At 75.5% G+C, this 18,301-nt stretch carries 9 protein-coding genes; 5 read left to right on the top strand and 4 right to left on the bottom strand.

The window, feature by feature from the left end; translation table 11 throughout:
- Positions 1–6 precede the first annotated feature (6 nt).
- From ACTOQ2_RS23480 to ACTOQ2_RS23465, 4 genes are read right to left on the bottom strand one after another with little or no spacing between them, the layout of a single operon-like run.
- Entirely contained in the window at positions 7–1,638 is a 1,632-nt protein-coding gene (locus tag ACTOQ2_RS23480) for an amino acid adenylation domain-containing protein (protein WP_440102179.1), read from the bottom strand.
- Positions 1,635–4,667 (bottom strand): type I polyketide synthase, encoded by a 3,033-nt coding sequence (locus ACTOQ2_RS23475; protein WP_440102177.1) that lies wholly within the window; start codon positions 4,665–4,667, stop codon positions 1,635–1,637. The genes ACTOQ2_RS23480 and ACTOQ2_RS23475 overlap by 4 nt, the downstream gene beginning before the upstream one ends.
- Positions 4,664–6,364 (bottom strand): fatty acyl-AMP ligase, encoded by a 1,701-nt coding sequence (locus ACTOQ2_RS23470; RefSeq protein ID WP_440102176.1) that lies wholly within the window; start codon positions 6,362–6,364, stop codon positions 4,664–4,666. The genes ACTOQ2_RS23475 and ACTOQ2_RS23470 overlap by 4 nt, the downstream gene beginning before the upstream one ends.
- Positions 6,361–10,806 carry an SDR family NAD(P)-dependent oxidoreductase gene (locus tag ACTOQ2_RS23465; RefSeq protein WP_440102175.1) on the bottom strand — a complete coding sequence of 1,482 codons (4,446 nt, stop codon included), beginning with the start codon at positions 10,804–10,806 and terminating at the stop codon, positions 6,361–6,363. Before ACTOQ2_RS23465 ends, ACTOQ2_RS23470 begins: the two co-directional genes overlap by 4 nt.
- Positions 10,807–10,949: 143 nt before the next feature.
- Here ACTOQ2_RS23465 and ACTOQ2_RS23460 point away from each other — a divergent pair, with 143 nt between their 5' ends.
- The 5 genes from ACTOQ2_RS23460 to ACTOQ2_RS23440 are packed head-to-tail and all read left to right on the top strand — an operon-like array spanning position 10,950 to position 18,300.
- Positions 10,950–12,452, top strand: coding sequence for an amino acid adenylation domain-containing protein (locus ACTOQ2_RS23460; RefSeq protein WP_440102174.1), 1,503 nt, complete (start codon positions 10,950–10,952; stop codon positions 12,450–12,452).
- On the top strand, positions 12,449–13,789 hold the full coding sequence (gene ccrA, locus ACTOQ2_RS23455) for a crotonyl-CoA carboxylase/reductase (RefSeq protein ID WP_440070300.1): 1,341 nt from the start codon (positions 12,449–12,451) through the stop codon (positions 13,787–13,789). The genes ACTOQ2_RS23460 and ccrA overlap by 4 nt, the downstream gene beginning before the upstream one ends.
- A gap of 10 nt (positions 13,790–13,799) precedes the next feature.
- Positions 13,800–14,489 (top strand): TIGR00730 family Rossman fold protein, encoded by a 690-nt coding sequence (locus tag ACTOQ2_RS23450; protein WP_440102173.1) that lies wholly within the window; start codon positions 13,800–13,802, stop codon positions 14,487–14,489.
- 20 nt (positions 14,490–14,509) lie between these two features.
- On the top strand, positions 14,510–17,545 hold the full coding sequence (locus ACTOQ2_RS23445) for a condensation domain-containing protein (protein ID WP_440102172.1): 3,036 nt from the start codon (positions 14,510–14,512) through the stop codon (positions 17,543–17,545).
- A complete protein-coding gene (locus ACTOQ2_RS23440; RefSeq protein ID WP_440102171.1) occupies positions 17,542–18,300 on the top strand; it encodes a thioesterase II family protein in 759 nt (252 codons plus the stop codon). The genes ACTOQ2_RS23445 and ACTOQ2_RS23440 overlap by 4 nt, the downstream gene beginning before the upstream one ends.
- The last annotated feature ends 1 nt before the right edge of the window (position 18,301 follow it).

The following is an 18,301-nucleotide window of genomic DNA, read 5'->3' as shown; positions in this document are numbered from 1 at the left end:
CTTCTCCTATCGGTTCGCCGACGCCAGCAGCGCGACGCGGTCGATCTTCTTGGTGGGGGTCAGCGGGAAGGCGCCGCGCACGTCGATCCTGGCGGGGATCATGTACGAGGGCAGGTGGGCGGCCAGGTGCTTGCGCAGCGCCCGGGGGGTGACGCCTCCCTGGGCGAACAGCAGCAGGTCGCCGTCAGCACCGTCCACACCGGCCACACCGTCCACGACGTGCGCGGCGGCCAGTTCGACCAGCGGGTGCTCCTGCGCCACGGACTCGATCTCGCCCAGCTCGATCCGGTAGCCGCGCAGCTGCACCTGGCGGTCGCGGCGCCCGTCGAACCTCAGTTGCCCGTCGGGGCGCAGCCGCCCCAGGTCGCCGGTCCGGTAGAGCCTGCCGTGCTCGGGGTGGTCGAAGAACCGCTCGGCGGTCAGCTCGGGGGCGCCGCCGTAGCCGAGGGCCACGCCGCGCCCGCCGACGTGGATCTCGCCCTGCTCGCCGTCCGGCACCCGCGCGCCGTCGTCGCCGAGCACGAGGACGCGGTAGCCGGCCAGCGGCCTGCCCACCGGCAGCGGGTCGGGCTCCGCCGCGTCCACGAGCCCGGCGGTGCACCACACGGTGACCTCGGTGGGGCCGTAGAAGTTCCAGACGCGCCCGGCGTGCCTGGCCAGCTCGGCGGCGAGCCGCGCGGTCAGCACCTCGCCGCCGCAGACGGCCTGCAGCGCCTCGCGCCCCTGCGTCAGGTGCGGCAGCAGCGCGCGCCAGGCGGTGGGGGTGGCGTGCACGACGGTGACGCCGTGCTGCTCCAGCCAGCCCACCAGCCGCCCGGGGTCGGCCTGCAGCGCCTCGGAGGTCACCAGGGTCGCGCCGCCGTGGCAGAGCGGGACGAACATCTCCAGCAGCGAGATGTCGAAGGAGAAGGTCTGGTTCGCGGCGTACCGGTCGGCGGGGCCGGGGGCGAGCAGCTCGACGACGGCCCGCACGCAGTTGTGCAGCGAGGCGTGCGAGACCCGCACCGCCTTCGGCCGCCCGGTGGAGCCGGAGGTGAACATCACGTACGCGCACTGCTCGGGACGGACGTCACCGGTCGGCAGCCGGTACGCGCCGTCTCGCGGCTCGGGCTCGCCGCCATCGGGCGGCTCGGGCGCCTCCGCGCCGCCCGGCGCCCCCTCAAGTCCCGGCCGTGGCTCCCGCGGCTCCCGCGCCTCCCCGGTTCCCGGTTCACGAGCGCCCTCCGCGGGGGGCAGGCGGTCGAGGAGCAGGCTCATGCCCGCCTGCTCCTGCTGGAAGCGGAGCCGCTCGGGCGGCAGCGCGAGGTCGAGGGGCAGGAAGACCGCGCCGGCCTGCCACAGGCCCAGGATCGCGGCCACGTAGTCGGCGGAGCGGGGCAGCGCGACGCCGACCACGTCTCCCGGGCGCACGCCCCGGTCCCGCAGGGCGCGGGCCACCTCTCCGGCGCGGGCGGCGAGCCGTCCGTAGGTGATCTCGGAGCCCGGGTCGAGCGCCGCGAGCGCGTCAGGCGTGCGTTCCACCTGGCGGGCCACCTCGTGCAGAACGGTGCTCACACCGTCGTCCCCCGTCCGTGGCTCCTCGTACGGGACGGCGTCCACGCCGCCGTCTCCCGATCGAGCCGTCTCGACGGTGCTCATGCGGTCACCTCCTGGGGAACGGCGGTCACCGGACCGGCCGGGGACGGCGGGGGAAGCGGAGCGGACCAGTCCCGGGACCAGGGGAGCAGCGGGATGGACGTCACCGCCCCCGGCGGGTTGAGCGCGGCCCAGTCGGGGTCGTGGCCGAGCTCGTACAGGCGGATCAGCACGCCGGGCAGGTCGCTCGCGGCGGCGCAGCGCACCACGCGGGCCCGCCTGCCGCCCGCGACTCCGCGCAGCCGGGGGCCGAGTCCCACGGCGCCGATCTCCACGAAGGTGCGCACGCCCCGGTCCAGCGCGCCGGCGAGCGCGTCACCGAGCAGGCTCGGCCCGGCCAGGTGGCGTGCCCAGTACCCGGCGCCCTGCGCGCGGCCGTCGATCGGCCCGCCGGTGAGCGTCGACAGCGACGCCGTCTCCCCGACGTTGGCGGGCAGCCCCTCCAGGGCCGCCTCCAGCTCGGCGGCGCGCGGCCCGGCCAGCCCGCTGTGGTCGGCGGTGGCGGGTCCGAGGTCGCCGCAGAGCACGGCCCCGGCGGAAAGGGTGGCGGCCAGAGCGGCCAGAGCGGCCCGGGGGCCGACGATGACGCAGGTCTGCGGGTCCTCCACCGCGGCCACCGTGAGCGCGGAACCGACGCGGGCGCACAGGGCCTCCGCCAGCCTGCGCGCCAGCCGGACCCGCAGGGCGTGCACGGGCGGCAGCCCTGCCAGCAGCCTGGCGCGGTGCCTGGCCACGGCGCCGGCGGCGGCGGGCGCCAGCACACCGCTGTGGCGGGCGGCGGCGACCTCCCCCGCGCCGTGGCCGATCACCAGGTCGGGGCGGATGCCCGCCCGGCGCAACTCGTCGGCGAGCCCGGCGGACCCACCGGGCACGCCGGCGTACGACTCGCAAACGTGCGACTCGTCGGCGTACGACTCTCCCGCGTGCGGCTCACCGGCGTGCGGCTCGTCGGCGAAGACGAAGGCCAGGCCGCCCGGGGCGACGCCGCCGGGTGTCGCGGCGGCCAGGTCGGTCAGCGCCCTGTCGAGCTCGCGGTCCAGCTCGGCGGCGCCGGCGCCGATCACCCCGACCCGGTGGGCGTGGTGGTCGCGCCGGTCCCCCGCCGTGTGGCAGGCCGCCGCCAGGTCCAGCCCCGGGTCCCGCAGCGCGGCCCGCCAGCGCACGACCAGCTCCCGCAGCGCGGTGTGGGTGTGCGCCGACAGCGGCAGGTAGTGGCGCCTGCCCGAGGAGGCCACGGGAGCCGTCTCCCCGGTCCCCTTCGGGGAGGAGATCTCGGTGGGAGCCGAAGGCTCCGCGGGCCTGTTCGGATACGACCACATCTCGTCGGGGGGCAGTCCCTCGCAGTCCTCCCAGACCTGCCGCCGGGGACGGGTGCGGGCCCGGGGGCGCGCCTGTCCCGAGACCTCGCCCGCACGTCCCGTCGCGACCGGAGCGGCGACCGGGAACGGGGACGGGAACGAGGCCGGGGGCGTCTCCAGGATCAGGTGGGCGTTGGTGCCGCCGAAGCCGAAGGAGCTGACCCCGGCCAGGCGCCCGGTCCAGGGTTCGAGGCGCTCCTGCACGCGCAGGCCGCCACCGGACCAGTCGAAGTCCTCGGCGGGCCTCGCGGCGTGCAGGCTGGCCGGGAGCGTGCCGTGGAAGAGCGCCAGGGCCAGCTTGGCCAGGCCCGCCGCGCCCGCCGCGGCCTCCAGGTGGCCCACGTTGCTCTTGACCGAGCCGATCCGCAGCGGGGTACGGCGACCGGCGGTGGTGCCCATCACCTCCGACAGGGCGCGCAGCTCCATCAGGTCGCCCAGCCGGGTGCCGGAGCCGTGCGCCTCGACGTAGCCGACGTCGCCGGGGTCGACCCCGGCCGCGTGGCACGCCGCGCGCAGCAGCCGTGCCTGCGCGGGGGCGCTCGGCGACATCAGCCCGTTGGTACGCCCGTCGCTGTTGACCGCGCCGCCACGGATGAGGGCGTAGATCCGGTCCCCGGCGGCGAGCGCGTCGCCCAGGCGCCTGAGCGTCACCACGACGGCCCCCTCGGAACGGCCCATGCCGTCGGCGCCGGCTCCGAAGGACTTGCAGCGGCCGTCGGGGGCGAGCACTCCGGCCGTGCGGAAGCACAGGCCGATGTCGGGCGAGAGGATCGCGTTGACCCCGCCGGCGAGGGCGGTGTCGCACTGGCCCGTCTGCAGGGCCGTCACCGCCTGGTGCACGGCGACCAGCGACGACGAGCAGGCGGTGTCGACCGACATCGAGGGACCGTGCAGGTCGAAGACGTAGGAGATGCGGTTGGCGGCCACGCTGTGCGCCACGCCGGTCGGGGTGTAGAGACCGGGCTCTGCCGTCCCGGAGAAGCTGCGGACCAGGAAGTCCCCGCTGCTGATGCCGGCGAACACGCCGGTCCGGGTCCCGGCCAGGCCGGCCGGGCCGTCCAGGCGCAGCCCGGCGTCCTGCAGGGACTCGTGGGCGACCTCCAGCAGCATCCGCTGCTGCGGGTCCATCGCCTCGGCCTCGCGAGCGTTGACCGTGAAGAACGCCGGGTCGAACGCCTCCACGTCCGGCAGGAACCCGCCCTCGCCCACCCCCGGCTCGCGCCAGCCAGGGTGCCGCGCGGCCCGCTCCCCCGGTACCGCGCCGACCGCGTCGACGCCGTCCGCGAGCAGCCTCCAGAGGCCGCCGGGGCCGTCCGCGCCCGGAAGGCGGCAGCCGATGCCGACGATCGCCACCGGTTCGAGGGAGTACCCGGCGGCCTCCCGCCCGGACCGCCGCGCCGACGACGCCGACGCTGAGGACCCCGAGGACCCCGAGGACCCCGAGGACGCTGACGGCGCCGACGCGGTCAGGTACGCGGCCAGCGCGCGGGGGGTGGGGTGGTCGTAGAAGACGGTCGTGGGCAGCGGGACGCCCAGCCGGGCCTCCAGCTCGGCCGCGAGCGCGACCGCGTCGGCCGATCCGATGCCGCAGTCGATGAACAGCCGGTCGGCGTCGACGCCGGCCAGGCCGGTGCGCTCGGCGACCAGGGAGACCAGCAGGTCCTGGATGTTCATCGCAGGGCCGCCACCGGGCCGGCACCCGCGAGCGCGGGCGAGGTCCATCCGGCCAGCACGGTGAACTCGCCGTCCAGCAGCATCGCGCGGCACTCGCGGCGCCGGATCTTGCCGCTGGTGGTCTTGGGGACGCTGCGCGGCTCGACCAGGAACACCCCGTCGAGCATCACGTCGTGCTCCCTGGCCACGGCGAGGCGGATCTCGGTGATCAGCTCGTCGAGGTTCCCGGCGTTCCGAGCCGTGACCTCGGCGACCACCACGGCGGCCTCGGCCTGCGGCACGTCGCCGGTGGGCTCGGTGGCGAACGCGGCGCCGCAGCCGCCCCGCACGGCGGGGCTGACCTGCTCGACGGTGTACTCGACGTCCTGCGGATAGTGGTTGACCCCGTTGATGACGATCAGGTCCTTGTGCCGGCCGACGATCACCACGTCGCCGCCGTCCAGCACGCCGAGGTCTCCCGTACGCAGGAAGCTCTCCGGCCGTCCCGGCAGGCGGGCGTGGAAGGTCTCGGCGGTGGCGTCGGGGCGTTGCCAGTAGCCGTCCGCCACCGAGGGCCCGGACACCCAGACCTCGCCCACCTCGCCGGGCGGGCAGGGCAGGCCGGTGGCGGGGTCGGCGATCTCGACGGTCATGTCCTCCAGCGGGGTGCCGCAGCGGACGTAGGGGCGCTCCCCCACCTGGACGCCGGGGTCGGCGACGTCCAGCCGCCCGGTGGAGACCACCAGGGTGGCCTCGGCCATTCCGTATCCGGCGCGCAGCGCCGAGGCGTCGAACCCGGCGGGCGCGAACCGCTCGGCGAAGCGCCGCAGGGTGGCCGACCTGAGCGGCTCGGCGCCGTTGATGGCCACCCGCCAGCCGCTCAGGTCCAGGGTGGCGAGCTCGGCGTCGGTGACCTTGCGGGCGCACAGCTCGTAGGCGAAGTTGGGCGCGTAGGAGAGGTGCCCGCGGTACTCGGAGATGGCCCGCAGCCAGCCGACCGGCTGTGCCGCGAACGCCTGCGGGGACATCTTGACCACGTGGGCGCCCCACAGCAGCGGCGACACCAGCGAGCCGATGATCCCCATGTCGTGGTAGAGCGGCAGCCAGGAGACCGTGGTGGTCTCGTGGGTGGCGCCGACGGCCGAGGCCACCGCGCGGGCGTTGTGGGTCAGGCCGCCGTGGGTCACCATGACGCCCTTGGGGTTGCCGGTGGAGCCCGAGGTGTACTGCAGGAACGCCAGGTCCCCCGGGGCGGGCAGCGACCAGTGGTCGGCGGCGTCGCCGCGGAGCAGGTCGGCGAAGTGCAGCCAGCCGCGGAACCCGGGCAGGGCCTCCAGCGCGCCGGCGTCGGGGAGCGGCTCGGGGGCAACGACGTAGGCGGCGCCGGAGTCGCGGGCGATGGAGGCGATCTTCGACCAGGCCGACCTGAAGTGCGCGATGGAGGGCATGTAGACGGGCACCGGCACGGCTCCGGCGAGCATGCAGCCGTAGAAGACGGGCGCGTACTCGATGGAGGAGGGACAGACCAGGAGTACGCGCTCGCCGCACGCGCCGGCCTCGGTGAGGCGGGTGGCGACCTGGCGGGCGCGCAGGGCCAGCTCGGCGAAGGTCCACCCGGTGCGCTCGCCGCCCCTGCCCAGGAAGGTCAGGGCCGGTCGCTCGCCGTGCTCGTCGACGGTGCTCAGCAGGGACGCCAGCACCGAATCATGAGATGTCATGCCATTCCTCCGATGTGGTCGTTGAGAAGCTCGTCCAGCAGGGCGTCCACCTGGGCGTCGGACAGGGCGTCCAGCCGCGCCGCCATCGGGTCGCGGGCGTCCGCCACGGGGTCGCCGACGGCCGGCCGCTCCCCCAGGTGAGCGCTCACCCGCCCGGCCAGCTCGGCGACGGTCGGGCCGTCGAGGAACGCGGGGGTCGGCAGCCGCACCCCGAGCCGGGCCTCCAGGAGGTTGCGCAGCTCGACGGCCATCAGGGAGTCGAGGCCGAGGCGGGTCAGCGACACCTCCGGGTCGATCGCGGCCGGGGAGGTGCGCAGCACGCCCGCCACCCACCCGGTGAGCGCCCTCTCCAGCTCCTCGGGGGTCGCGACGCTCAGCGGGCCGGTCGCGGCGTGGCCGCCCGCGAGCCCGACGAAGATCGACCAGCGCTCCTGCCCCGGGTTGTGCGCGAACCAGGCGGGGGCGTCCAGGGGGACGACCGCGACCTGGGCCGGCGACTCCGCCAGCAGGCCCGCCAGGATCCGCAGCCCCGACGCGGGGTCGATCGAGCCCATGCCCTTCTCCGCGAGGCGGCCCGCCCGGTCGGGCCGGGCGGCGAGCCCGATCTCCGACCAGACGCCCCAGTCGACGCTGGTGGCGGGCAGGCCCTGCCCCCTGCGCCAGTGCGCGAAGCCGTCCAGGAAGGCGTTGGCCGCCGCGTAGCCGGCCTGGCCGCCGGAGCCCAGCAGCCCGGCCGCCGAGGAGAACAGCACGAACAGCTCCAGCGGGTCCCCGCAGGTGAGCCGGTGCAGGTTGCGGGTGCCGTCCACCTTGGGGCGCAGCACCTCGCGTACCTCGTCGAAGTCCGTGGCGGCGATCGTGCGGTCGCGCAGCACCCCGGCGGCGTGCAGGACGCCGCGCAGGGGCGGCGCCTGGGCGCGGAGGCCGTCGAGGGCGCTCTCCAGCGCGTCCGCGTCGGCGACGTCGGCGGCGAGCACCGTGACCCGCACGCCCTCCTCGCGCAGCGCGGCGATCCGCTCCCGCGCGTCCGGGCCCGGCTCGCTCCTGCCCATCAGGGCGAGGTGCCTGGCGCCCTGCCGGACGAGGCCCTCGGCCGCGGCCAGGCCGAGACCGCTCAGACCGCCGGTGACCAGGTAGGTGCCGTCGGCGCGCAGCCGGGGCCTGTCGAAGGTGAGGACCACCTTGCCGATGTGCCTGGCCGACGCCATGTGGCGGAACGCCGCCTCGGCCTCGGCCGCGGGGAAGGCCGTCACCGGCAGCGGGCCGAGCGTGCCGGCCGCGACCGCGTCCACCACCTCGCGCAGCATCGCCCCGGCCAGTTCCGGGCGCCGCCCGGCCAGCGAGAACGCCTCCACGGCGTGGAAGGACAGGCTCTTGGCGAACGGCGCGAGCGGCAGCGGCCTGTTCTCCGCGATGTCGCGCTTGCCGAGTTCCACGAACCGGCCGAAGGGCGCCAGGACGCGCAGGCCCTCATCGACGGCCTCCCCGGCCAGGCAGTTGACCACCATGTCGACGCCGGCGCCGCCGGTGACCTCCATGACCTGGTCGGCGAAGTCCAGCGAGCGCGAGTCGAAGACGTGCTCGACACCCTGCTCCCGCAGCCAGGCCCGCTTGCCGGGAGAGCCCGCGGTGGCGATGACCTCCGCGCCCGCGCGCCGGGCCAGCCGCACCGCCGCCTGGCCGACGCCTCCTGCCGCGGCGTGGACCAGCACCCGGTCCCCCGCCTCCAGGCGGGCCAGCCGCTCCATGCCGTAGACCACGGTGACGTACGCCGCGGGCAGCGTCGCCGCCTCGGTGAAGCCGAGGTCGGCGGGGATGGGCACGGCGAGGCGGGCGTCCACGGTGACGTGCGAGGCCATCGCGCCGATCTCGGCGACCAGGGCCGCCACCCGGTCGCCCGGGGCCAGGCCGGTGACGCCGTCGCCGACGGCGGTCACCTCGCCGGCGCACTCCAGGCCGTAGCCGAGGGGCTCGGGCTGCTCGCCCAGCATGCCGATCCCGCGCAGCACGTCGTTGAAGTTGAGCCCGGCGGCGTGCACCCGGATCCGCACCTTGCCCGCTCCGGGCGCGCCGGGAACGCCTCCGGCGGACACCTCTCCGGCGAGGGACGCTCCGGAGGAAACCCCTCCGAGGGGCTCCCCCACCGGATCCCGCCCGGCCGGGTCCTTCCCGGCCAGGGGCTCCTCGACCAGGGAAAGGGTGGCGAGGTCCTTCTGGACGCGCTGGAGGAGCCGGTGCGGGCCGCGCGGCCCGGCCGGTCGCGGGGTGAGGCGCGGCGCGAACGCCCTGCCGCCCCGCAGGGCGACCTCGTTCTCGCCCCCCAGGTGCCAGGTCGGCGGCCCGTCCACGGCACCGGGGGCGTCCTGGCCCGGCGCGGACGGCTCGCCCGGGGCCGGGGTCCGCGCGGACGGCTCGTGCCCGGCCGGGGTCCAGGTGGACGGGTCGTGCCCGGCGTCCAGGTCGATCAGGGCGCAGCGCAGCTCGGGGTGCTCGTGCCTGACCGTGCGGGCCATCCCCCACACGGCGGCGGCGTCGGGGTCGACCGGGTCGCCGGGCTCCACAGGCTGGGCGTTCCTGGTCACCACCCACAACCGCTCCGGCTCCGGCGCGGCGGCCAGCTCCTGGACCAGCTCCAGCAGCGACCGCAGCGCCTCCTCGGCGGGCCGTCCCGGCTCGACCCGGTGGACCACGCCGTCGAACGGCTCGCCGATGCCGGGCTCCACCGGCACCCAGCGCGTGGCGTACGTCCAGCCGCCGGCCCCGGCCTCGCGCTCGATCGCCCGCAGCCGCACCCCGCGCAGCGCCAGGACGACCCGGCCGTCCTCGTCGCAGGCGTCGACACCGAGCAGCACGTCCGCCCCGCCCTCGGATCCGCCGCTCGCGCCCCCTCGTGTGCCCGTACCCGCTCCCGTGACCCTGGCGTGCGCCCAGCGGGCCGTGCCGAGCTCGCCCAGCACCGACACCCGGGCCACCGCGCGGGGCAGCAGCAGGCCGTCCCCGCCGCCGAGGGCGGGCGCCGCCGCCTGCAGGCAGGCGTCGATCAGCGCCATGTCCAGGCGGTACGGCCCGGCTGTGTCGGAGGGCGCGGCGCAGGAGGGTACGGCGCGCAGGCGGGCGAGGGACTCGCCGGGGGTGGCGAAGACCTCCTCGACCCGCTGGAAGGCGGGCCCGTACCCCATGCCCCTGGCTTCGAAGCCCGCGTAGAGCTCCCGCGCGCCGACCCGGGTGGCGCAGCGGGACCTGATCAGCGGGAGGTCCAGGTCGGCCGCGGGCTCCGGTGTCGTGCAGCAGGCCGAGGCGTGCACGCGCCCCTCCGCCACGAGGTCGATCGCGTCGCCGTCGAGGACGGCGCCCAGGCGGCGCGGGACGTCCAGCACCAGCGGGGCGTGGAACTCCACCCCGGCCAGCGCGTCCGAGTGCTCCAGGGCGGCCGCCACGTACCCGGCGCCGGGAAAGAGCGGCCGGCCCTCGACCCGGTGGTCGCCCAGGGGGCCCTCCGCGGTCAGCTCCACCTCGCGCAGCCGGGCGAGGGAGCCGGCGAAGGCGGCGGCGTCCTCCTTGTGCACGGACGGCAGCAGCAGGGCGCCGACGTCGCGCAATCCGGACAGCAGGGTGGGATGCGGGCTGAGCTCGACGAACGTGTCGTGTCCGGCGGCCAGCAGCTGCCGGATCACCGGCCAGAACAGGACGGGCTCGCGCAGGTTGCGGCACCAGTAGGCGGCGTCGGGCGCCGTGCCGGGGCGGCCGGTGACGGTCGACCAGAGGGGGATCGTGGCGGGGACCGGCGCCAGGGCGGCCAGCGCGTCGCGCAGCTCGGGCAGGAGCGGGTCGACGTGGTGGCTGTGGCCGGCGACGTCGGCGCCGACCAGGCGGCAGAAGACGTCCTCCCAGCGGAGCTGCTCGACGAGCGCGTGGACGGCGTCGTGGTCGCCGGCGACCACGGTCGAGCCGGGCGCGTTGGCGGCGGCCAGGCAGATGCGTCCGCCGTGCCGGTCGTTCTGCTCGGCGACCACGGTGGCGGCCTCCTCCCAGCCGAGGCCGAGCAGCGCCATCGCGCCCGTCCCGCTGAGCCTGCGGTAGAGGCGGCTGCGGACGCCGACGATCCGGGCCGCCTCCCGCAGGGTCACGGCGCCCGCGACGTGCGCGGCGGCGACCTCGCCCAGGCTGTGCCCGACCACGGCGGCCGGCACGACGCCGTTGGCCTCCCACAGGCGGGCCAGCCCGACATGGAGGGCGAAGAGGGCGGGCTGGACGACGTCGATCCGGTCGGCGCCGGCCCTGCCCGCGAGTACATCGGTGACGGATCGGTCCAGATACGGTTCGAGCGCGACCTCGCACTCCCGGATCGCCGCGGCGAAGGCCGGTTCCTGCTCCAGCAGGGCGCTTCCCATGCCGCGCCACTGGGCACCCTGGCCGGGGAAGACGAAAACGACACCGTTCATGCCGAGAAGCATCGCCAGGCGCGGCGCCGGCGTCTTCCGTCGCAGGGCGCGGACGGTACCTAGCCGTCAGGCCGGGTCGCCGGGGGAAGCCTAGCCCGCCGACGAATACCCATATGTCGTGCCATTGGAGATCGTCCTGACCTGTGGACGAAGAATTCGGCTCCCTGGCCTCGGCCTTCTACGAGCACGTGCTGCGGCGGCCCGACGCGCTCGCCGTCACCGACGAACACCGATCCGTGAGCTACGCCGAGCTGGCGGACGCCGCCTGCGGGATCCGCAGCTCGCTCGACGAGCTGGGGCTGGTCCCCGGCGACCGGGTCGGCGTCTTCATGCGGCGCTCCTGGCGGGTCGTCGCCGCCGTCGTGGCGGTGATCGGCCACGGCTGCACGTACGTCCCCCTCGACCCCGACTACCCCGCCGAGCGGGTACGGTTCATGGCCGGCGACAGCGGGCTGCGCGCGATCTGCGCCGACCCGGACGGGCCGTGGCCCTTCGCCGGGGTGCCGAGGATCGAGGTGACCGGCGCGCTCTCGGGCGGGGACGTCCTGCCGCCCGTCCGGCGCTCCCCGGAGATCCCCACCCACATCATCTACACCTCCGGCTCCACCGGGACGCCCAAGGGCGTCGCCACCCCCGAGGGGGCGGTGCTGGAGCTGTTCCGCTCCGCCCGCGAGCGGTTCTCCTTCAGCGGGGACGACGTGTGGAGCTGGTTCCACAGCCACTGCTTCGACTTCTCCGTCTGGGAGATGTGGGGGGCGCTGCTGCACGGCGGGCGCGTGGTGGCCATCCCCGTCTCGGCCGGACGCGACCCCCGGCTGCTGCTGGAGACGCTGGACGCCGAACGGGTGACCGTGCTCTGCCAGGTGCCCAGCATGTTCAAGTACCTGGCCTGGGCGATGGAGCAGAGCCCCCGCCCGCTCGCGCTGCGCTACCTGATCTTCGGCGGCGAGGCCATCGACCGCGACACCATCCGCGCCTGGATGGACCTCACCGGCGGGCGCGAGGAGATCGTCAACATCTACGGCCCCACCGAGACGACCGTCTTCTCCACCTGCACGGTCGTGGACCGCGCGACGGTGGAGGACACCTCCGGGCCCACGAACATCGGCCGGGCGCTGCGCCACGTCCGCACCGCCGTCGTCGGCGCGGACGGCCGCACGGTGCCGACCGGCGCCGAGGGAGAGCTGTGGGTGGGCGGCACCGCCCTGGCCGCGGGCTACGTCGGGCGCCCGGAGCTCAACGCCGAGCGGTTCCCGCTGGCCGACCTGGGCGACGGGGAGCGGCGCTGGTACCGCACCGGCGACCTGGTGCGGCAGCTGGAGTCGGGGTCGTTCGAGTATCTGGGCCGCATCGACTCCCAGGTCAAGATCCGCGGGTTCCGCGTCGAGCTGGGCGAGATCGAGTCCGTGCTGCGGAACACCCCCGGCGTGAGTGACGCGGCCGTGGTCGTGCGGACCCCGCCGGGCGGCGAGCCGCTGATCGCCGCCTACCTGGTCGGCGAGCCGGTCTCCCCCCGCGAGCTGCGCGCCCTGTGCGGGGAGCGGCTGCCCGCGCACATGATCCCGGCCCGGTTCCACACCGTTCCCGTCCTGCCCCTGAACCCCAACGGCAAGCTCGACCGACTCGCCCTGGAGGCAACGCGATGACCGACGCGATCAGAGACGCCGTCCTGTCCGGCGAGAGCGACCCCGGCCACTTCGCGGCGCTGGCCGTGCCGGAGTCCTACTGGGGCGTCACCGTGCACGCCGACGAGGTCGACATGTTCGCCGGGATGCGCGGCGAGGACAAGGACCCGCGCAAGTCACTGCACGTGGAGGAGGTCGCCACCCCCGAGGTCGGGCCCGGCGAGGCGCTGCTCGCGGTGATGGCCAGCTCGGTCAACTACAACACCGTCTGGTCGGCGATCTTCGAGCCGGTGGCCACCTTCGGGTTCCTGCGCCGCTACGGCCGCCGCAGCGAGCTGGCCCGCCGCCACGACCTGCCGTACCACGTGCTCGGCTCCGACGTCTCCGGCGTGGTGCTGCGGGTGGGGCCCGGCGTCACCAAGTGGAGGCCGGGCGACCGGGTCGTCGCGCACTGCCTGTCGGTGGAGCTGGAGGACCCCGAGGGGCACGACGACACGATGCTCGACCCGCAGCAGCGGATCTGGGGCTTCGAGACCAACTTCGGCGGCCTGGCGGAGCTCGCGCTGGTCAAGGCGAACCAGCTGATGCCCATGCCCGCCCACCTGACCTGGGAGGAGGCGGCCTGCTCGGGGCTGGTCAACTCCACCGCCTACCGGCAGCTGGTCTCGCGCAACGGCGCGGCCATGAAGCAGGGTGACACCGTCCTGATCTGGGGCGCGTCCGGCGGGCTCGGCTCCTACGCCACGCAGTACGCGCTGAACGGCGGCGCCACCCCGGTCTGCGTGGTCTCCTCCCCCGAGAAGGCGGAGCTGGCCAGGAGGGCGGGCGCCTCCCTGATCATCGACAGGTCCGCCGAGAAGTACTCCTTCTGGCGCGACGAGCACACCCCCGACGTCGCCGAGTGGCGGCGCTTCGGCGGGCACATCCGCGAGCTGACCGGCGGCGACGACCCGGACATCGTGTTCGAGCACCCCGGCAGGGAGACCTTCGGCGCGAGCGTCTACGTCTGCCGCCGCGGCGGGACGATCGTGACCTGCGCCTCCACCACCGGGTTCATGCACTCCTTCGACAACCGGTACCTGTGGATGAGCCTCAAGCGCGTCGTCGGCACGCACTTCGCCAACTACCACGAGGCCTGGCAGGCCAACCGGCTGGTCGCCCAGGGGCGCGTCCACCCGACCCTGTCACGCACCTACCCCCTGGAGCAGAGCGCCGAGGCCGTGCACGACGTCCGGCGCAACGTGCACCAGGGCAAGATCGGCGTTCTCTGTCTCGCCCCCGCCGAGGGTCTCGGCGTGCGCGACCAGGAGCTCCGCGAGCGGCACCTGCCGGCGATCACGCGCTACCGGTCCTCCTAAGGAGCAAGCCATGACCTCGACAATCCTCGAACCCGGCGCGGGCGTGCGCGGGGCCGGCGAGCCACCGGGCGGCGGCTCCGGCAGGCCACTGGACAGCGGGCCCGGCACAGCGCCGGGCGGCGGGAGCGGCAGGCCGCTGGACATCTGCGTCTTCTGCGGCGCGGGACGGAGCAACTCCCAGGCCATCGTCGATGTGGCCAGGACCACCGGCAGGCTCATCGGCGAGCGCGGCCACCACCTGGTCTACGGGGGCGGCGGCTCCGGCCTGATGGGCGAGGTGGCGTGGGCGGCCTCGGAGAGCGGCGCGGCCATCCGGGGGATCATCCCGCGCTTCCTGTACGAGCGGGAGCGGGCGATCGCCGCGCCGGTCCAGGAGACGCAGCTGACCGACACCCTGCACCGGCGCAAGGAGCACATGCTGCGCGGCTCCGACGCCTTCGTCGCGCTGCCCGGAGGCTACGGGACGCTGGACGAGATCCTCGAGGTGATCTCCGCCACCTACCTGGGCACGTCGGCCAAGCCGCTGGTCCTGGTGAACACCGGCGGCTTCTGGGACGGCTTCGTCAGCCTGGTCGAGACGCTGCGGCGCTACGAGCTGGTCGCCCCGGCCGGTTCGTCGGCGCAGCCGGTGTTCCACTCCGTCGACTCTCCCGAGGCGGCCCTCGCCCTCGTCGAGCAGCTGGCCGTCCCGGCGGCCTGACCCCCTACTGGAGGACTCCGATGGAGACCCGAGCGCCGCTGTCCCCCGCGGACAAGCGCGCCCTGCTCGCCAGGCTGATGAAGTCGGGCGCCACACCCTTCCCGCTCTCGTACGGCCAGCAGTCCCTGTGGTTCATGGACCGCGTGCGCAGGGAGGCGAGCGTCGCCTACAACATGCCGTTCGCGTGGACGGTGCACGACGACGCCGACCCGGGCGCGCTGCGCGGCGCGTTCGAGTGGCTGGTGGCGCGGCACCCGATCTTCCGCACGACGTACGGGCACGTCAAGGGGACCCCGGTGCAGCGGGTCGCCCCGGAGGGCGGCCTGGACTTCCGCATCGCAGCCCTAGCGCCCGGCCAGGACCTCGCGGCCCTGCTGGGCGCCGAGGCCGCCCGCCCGTTCGACCTGGAGCGCGGGCCGGTGCTGCGGGTGGTGCTGGTGCGGCGCCCGGCGGCGGCGCCCGTGCTGCTCTGGGTCACCCACCACATCGCGATCGACGGCTGGTCGCTGTTCCAGCTGCTGGAGGAGCTGGGGCGGGCGTACACGGCGCTGCGCGACGGGGCCGAGCCGTCCGGCGCGCCGCCCGCCGCGACCTACGCCGACTTCGTGGCGTGGCAGGCGGCGATGCTGGCCGGTCCCGACGGCGCCCGGATGGAGGCGTACTGGACCGGGCTGCTGGCCGACCCGCCGCCGGTGCTGGCGCTGCCCGCCGACCGGCCCCGCCCCGCCGACCAGGGCTTCCAAGGCTCCTCGTACGCCTTCCGGCTGGGCGCGGAGCGGTCGGCGGCGGTCGCGGAGCTGGCCGCGAGGAGCGGCTCCACGCTGTACACGACGCTGCTGGCGGCCTTCCAGGTGCTGCTGGGCAGGGCGGCCGGCCAGGACGACTTCCTGCTCGGCACCTGGACCTCAGGGCGCAGCCGCCCGGAGTTCTCCGACGTGGCCGGCTACTTCGTCAACCCGGTCGTGCTGCGCGCCGACCTGTCGGGGGACCCGGGCTTCTCCGAGGTGCTCGGCCGCACCAGAAAGGCGGTGCTCGGCGCCCTGGACCACCAGGACTACCCGTTCCCGCTGCTGGTGGAGCGGCTGGGCGCGCACCGCGACCCGAGCCGTTCCCCGCTGTTCGACGTGGCGTTCACGCTGCGCGCCTCGCAGCGGGGGGAGATCGTCCGCGCCGAGTCGCCCGAGGCGGTGTCGCCGCTGGGCGCCTCCTCGGCGGGCGAGCGGGGCATGCTGCTGCGGCTGGGCGAGCTGGCCCTGTCGACCTACCCCCTCGACCAGGCGACCGTCCGCTTCGACGTCGAGCTGGAGCTGGTCTCCGCCGACGGCGAGATCTCCGGCCTGCTGCGCTACGCCACCGGCCTGTTCGACGAGGCCACGATCGCCTGGCTCGCCGAGGGCTACCTACGGGTGCTGGACTCCGTGGCCCGGGACCCCGGCCGTCCGGTCGGCGCCGTGCCGTGGGAGCCGCGTCCCGGCGTCGTGACACGCGACGGCGTCCCGGTCTCCACGGCCGCACGGGCACCGGCCGAGCTGCTGGAGGCCGTCACCGGCATCTGGAGCGAGGTGCTGGGCCTGGACGCCGGGGAGATCGCCCCGGGCGACGACTTCTTCGACCTGGGCGGCCACTCCCTGGCCGCGGTCCAGGTGGCGATGCGGATCCAGGACCGGCTGGGCGTGGAGGTGTCCATCTCCGACGTCTTCCACCACCTGACGCCCGCCGGGCTGGCGGGCTGGCTGGCCGGGCCCACCGGGACCGGGCCGCGCCCGGTGCCCAGGACACCCGGCGCCACCTACCCGCTCTCCCACGCGCAGGAGAGCCTGTGGGTGCTCAACCAGCTGGCCCCCGGAAGTCCCGCCTACAACGCGCCGCACGCGTTCCGGCTGCGCGGCCCGCTGGACGTCGAGGCGCTGGAGTGGGCGATCGGGCGGGTGACCGCCCGGCACGAGTCGCTGCGGACCACGTTCACCATGACCCGGCGGGGGCCGGTGCAGCGGGTGGCCGACCCGGCGCCGGTGCCGCTGCCGGTGGTGGAGACGGCCGACGCCGCCGGGCTCGTCCTGGAGGAGTACCGCAGGCCGTTCGACCTGGCCATGGGCCCGCTGCTGCGGCCCGTCCTGTACCGGGTCTCCCCCACCGAGCACGTGCTGCTCGTCCTGGTGCACCACATCGTCTTCGACGGCTGGTCGACGGCGGTCTTCTGGCGGGAGCTGTGCGCCTTCTACCGCCTGCGGGTCGAGGGTGCCGGCGGCACTGCGGAACCGGCGCCGCCCGGCGTGCAGTACGTCGACTTCGCCGTCTGGGAACGCGAGTCGCTCACCGGCGACCGGCTGGCCGGCCTGGTGGACTACTGGCGGGAACGGCTGGCGGGCTCGAAGGGCACCGCGCTCCCCACCGACCTGCCGCGCCCGAGGCGGCCGCTGTTCCAGGGCGCCCAGCACGCGTTCGACCTTCCGGTCGACGTCCGGGAGCTGTGCCGCGCCACCGACACCACACCGCACATGGTCTACCTGGCCGCGTTCAAGGTCTGGCTGGCCCGCCGCGCCGGCACCCGGGACGTGGTGGTCGGTTCGGTGGTCTCCGGCCGGTCCAGGGCCGAGGTCGCCGACCTGGTCGGGCACTTCGTCAACACGGTGGCCGTCCGCACGCACCTGGGCGGGGCGCGCACCTTCACCGAGGTCGTCGGCCGGGTGCGGCAGAGCCTGCTCGGCGCCTACGAGCACCAGGAGCTGCCGCTGTCGCGGCTGGCCGCGGAGCTGGGCATGGGCCGCGCGACCCCGTTCGACGTGCTGTTCACCCTGCACGACGAGCGCCTGCTGGAGTCGGCCGACGACGGGCTGCCCGGGGTGACGGCCGAGCGGCTGGTCACGCCGCTGGGCACCTCGCAGTTCGACCTCGCCCTGGAGGTCACCGACCTGGGCGGCGCGGCGCGGGCGGTGCTGGAGTACGACACGGCGCTGTTCCGCCCGGCGACGGTCGCCGCGATGGCCGCCGAGATGGAACGGTCGATCACCGCCCTGGTGACCGGCCCCGGCCTTCCCCTCGAGGTGACGGCATGACGACGACGCGCGTGCTCGACCGCGCGGCGCGGGCGGTGAGCTTCCCCGCCCCCCGGCCGCGGGCCGCGGTCCGGATGTTCTGCCTGCCGTACGCGGGCGGCGGCTCCGTGGAATACCAGCAGTGGGCCGACCTGCTGCCGGACAGGGTGGAGGTGGTGCCGGTGCACCTGCCGGGGCGTGAGCGCCGGTTCCGCGAGGCCCCGCACACGGTGATGGCCGGCCTGGTCACCGAGCTGGCCTGTGCCCTGGCCCCGCACCTGGGACGGCCGTACGCGCTGTTCGGCTACAGCATGGGCGCCTGGGTGGCGTTCGAGCTGGCCAGGGAGCTGCGGCGGAGGGGCGCTCCCGCGCCGCTGACGCTGCTGGCCGCGGCGGCCGGCGCGCCGGACGGCCCGCGCGCCCCCGCCGTCCACAACGCCCCCGACGGCGAGCTGGTGGCCTGGATGCGCCGCCTGGGCGGCAGCGGCGGCCTGCCGCTGGACGACCCGCGGCTGCTGGCGGTGGTCCTGCCGCGGGTGCGGGCCGACCTGAGGGTGACCGAGACCTACCTGCCCGCCGCCGAGGCGCCGCTGGAGTGCCCGCTGGTCGTCTACACCGGCGACGGGGACGAGGTCGTCTCGCCCGGCGAGGCCCTGCTGTGGGGCCCGCACGCCGCCGGGGAACTCCGGCTCCGGGTGCTGGGCGGCGGCCACTTCTTCCTGCACGAGCGCCGGGCGGAACTGCTCGGCCACATCATCCGCGACCTGGAGGTCTGAC

Source organism: Streptosporangium sp. H16, assembly GCF_051918855.1.
Classification (GTDB): domain Bacteria; phylum Actinomycetota; class Actinomycetes; order Streptosporangiales; family Streptosporangiaceae; genus Streptosporangium.
This window is presented reverse-complemented; position numbering and strand designations above follow the sequence as displayed.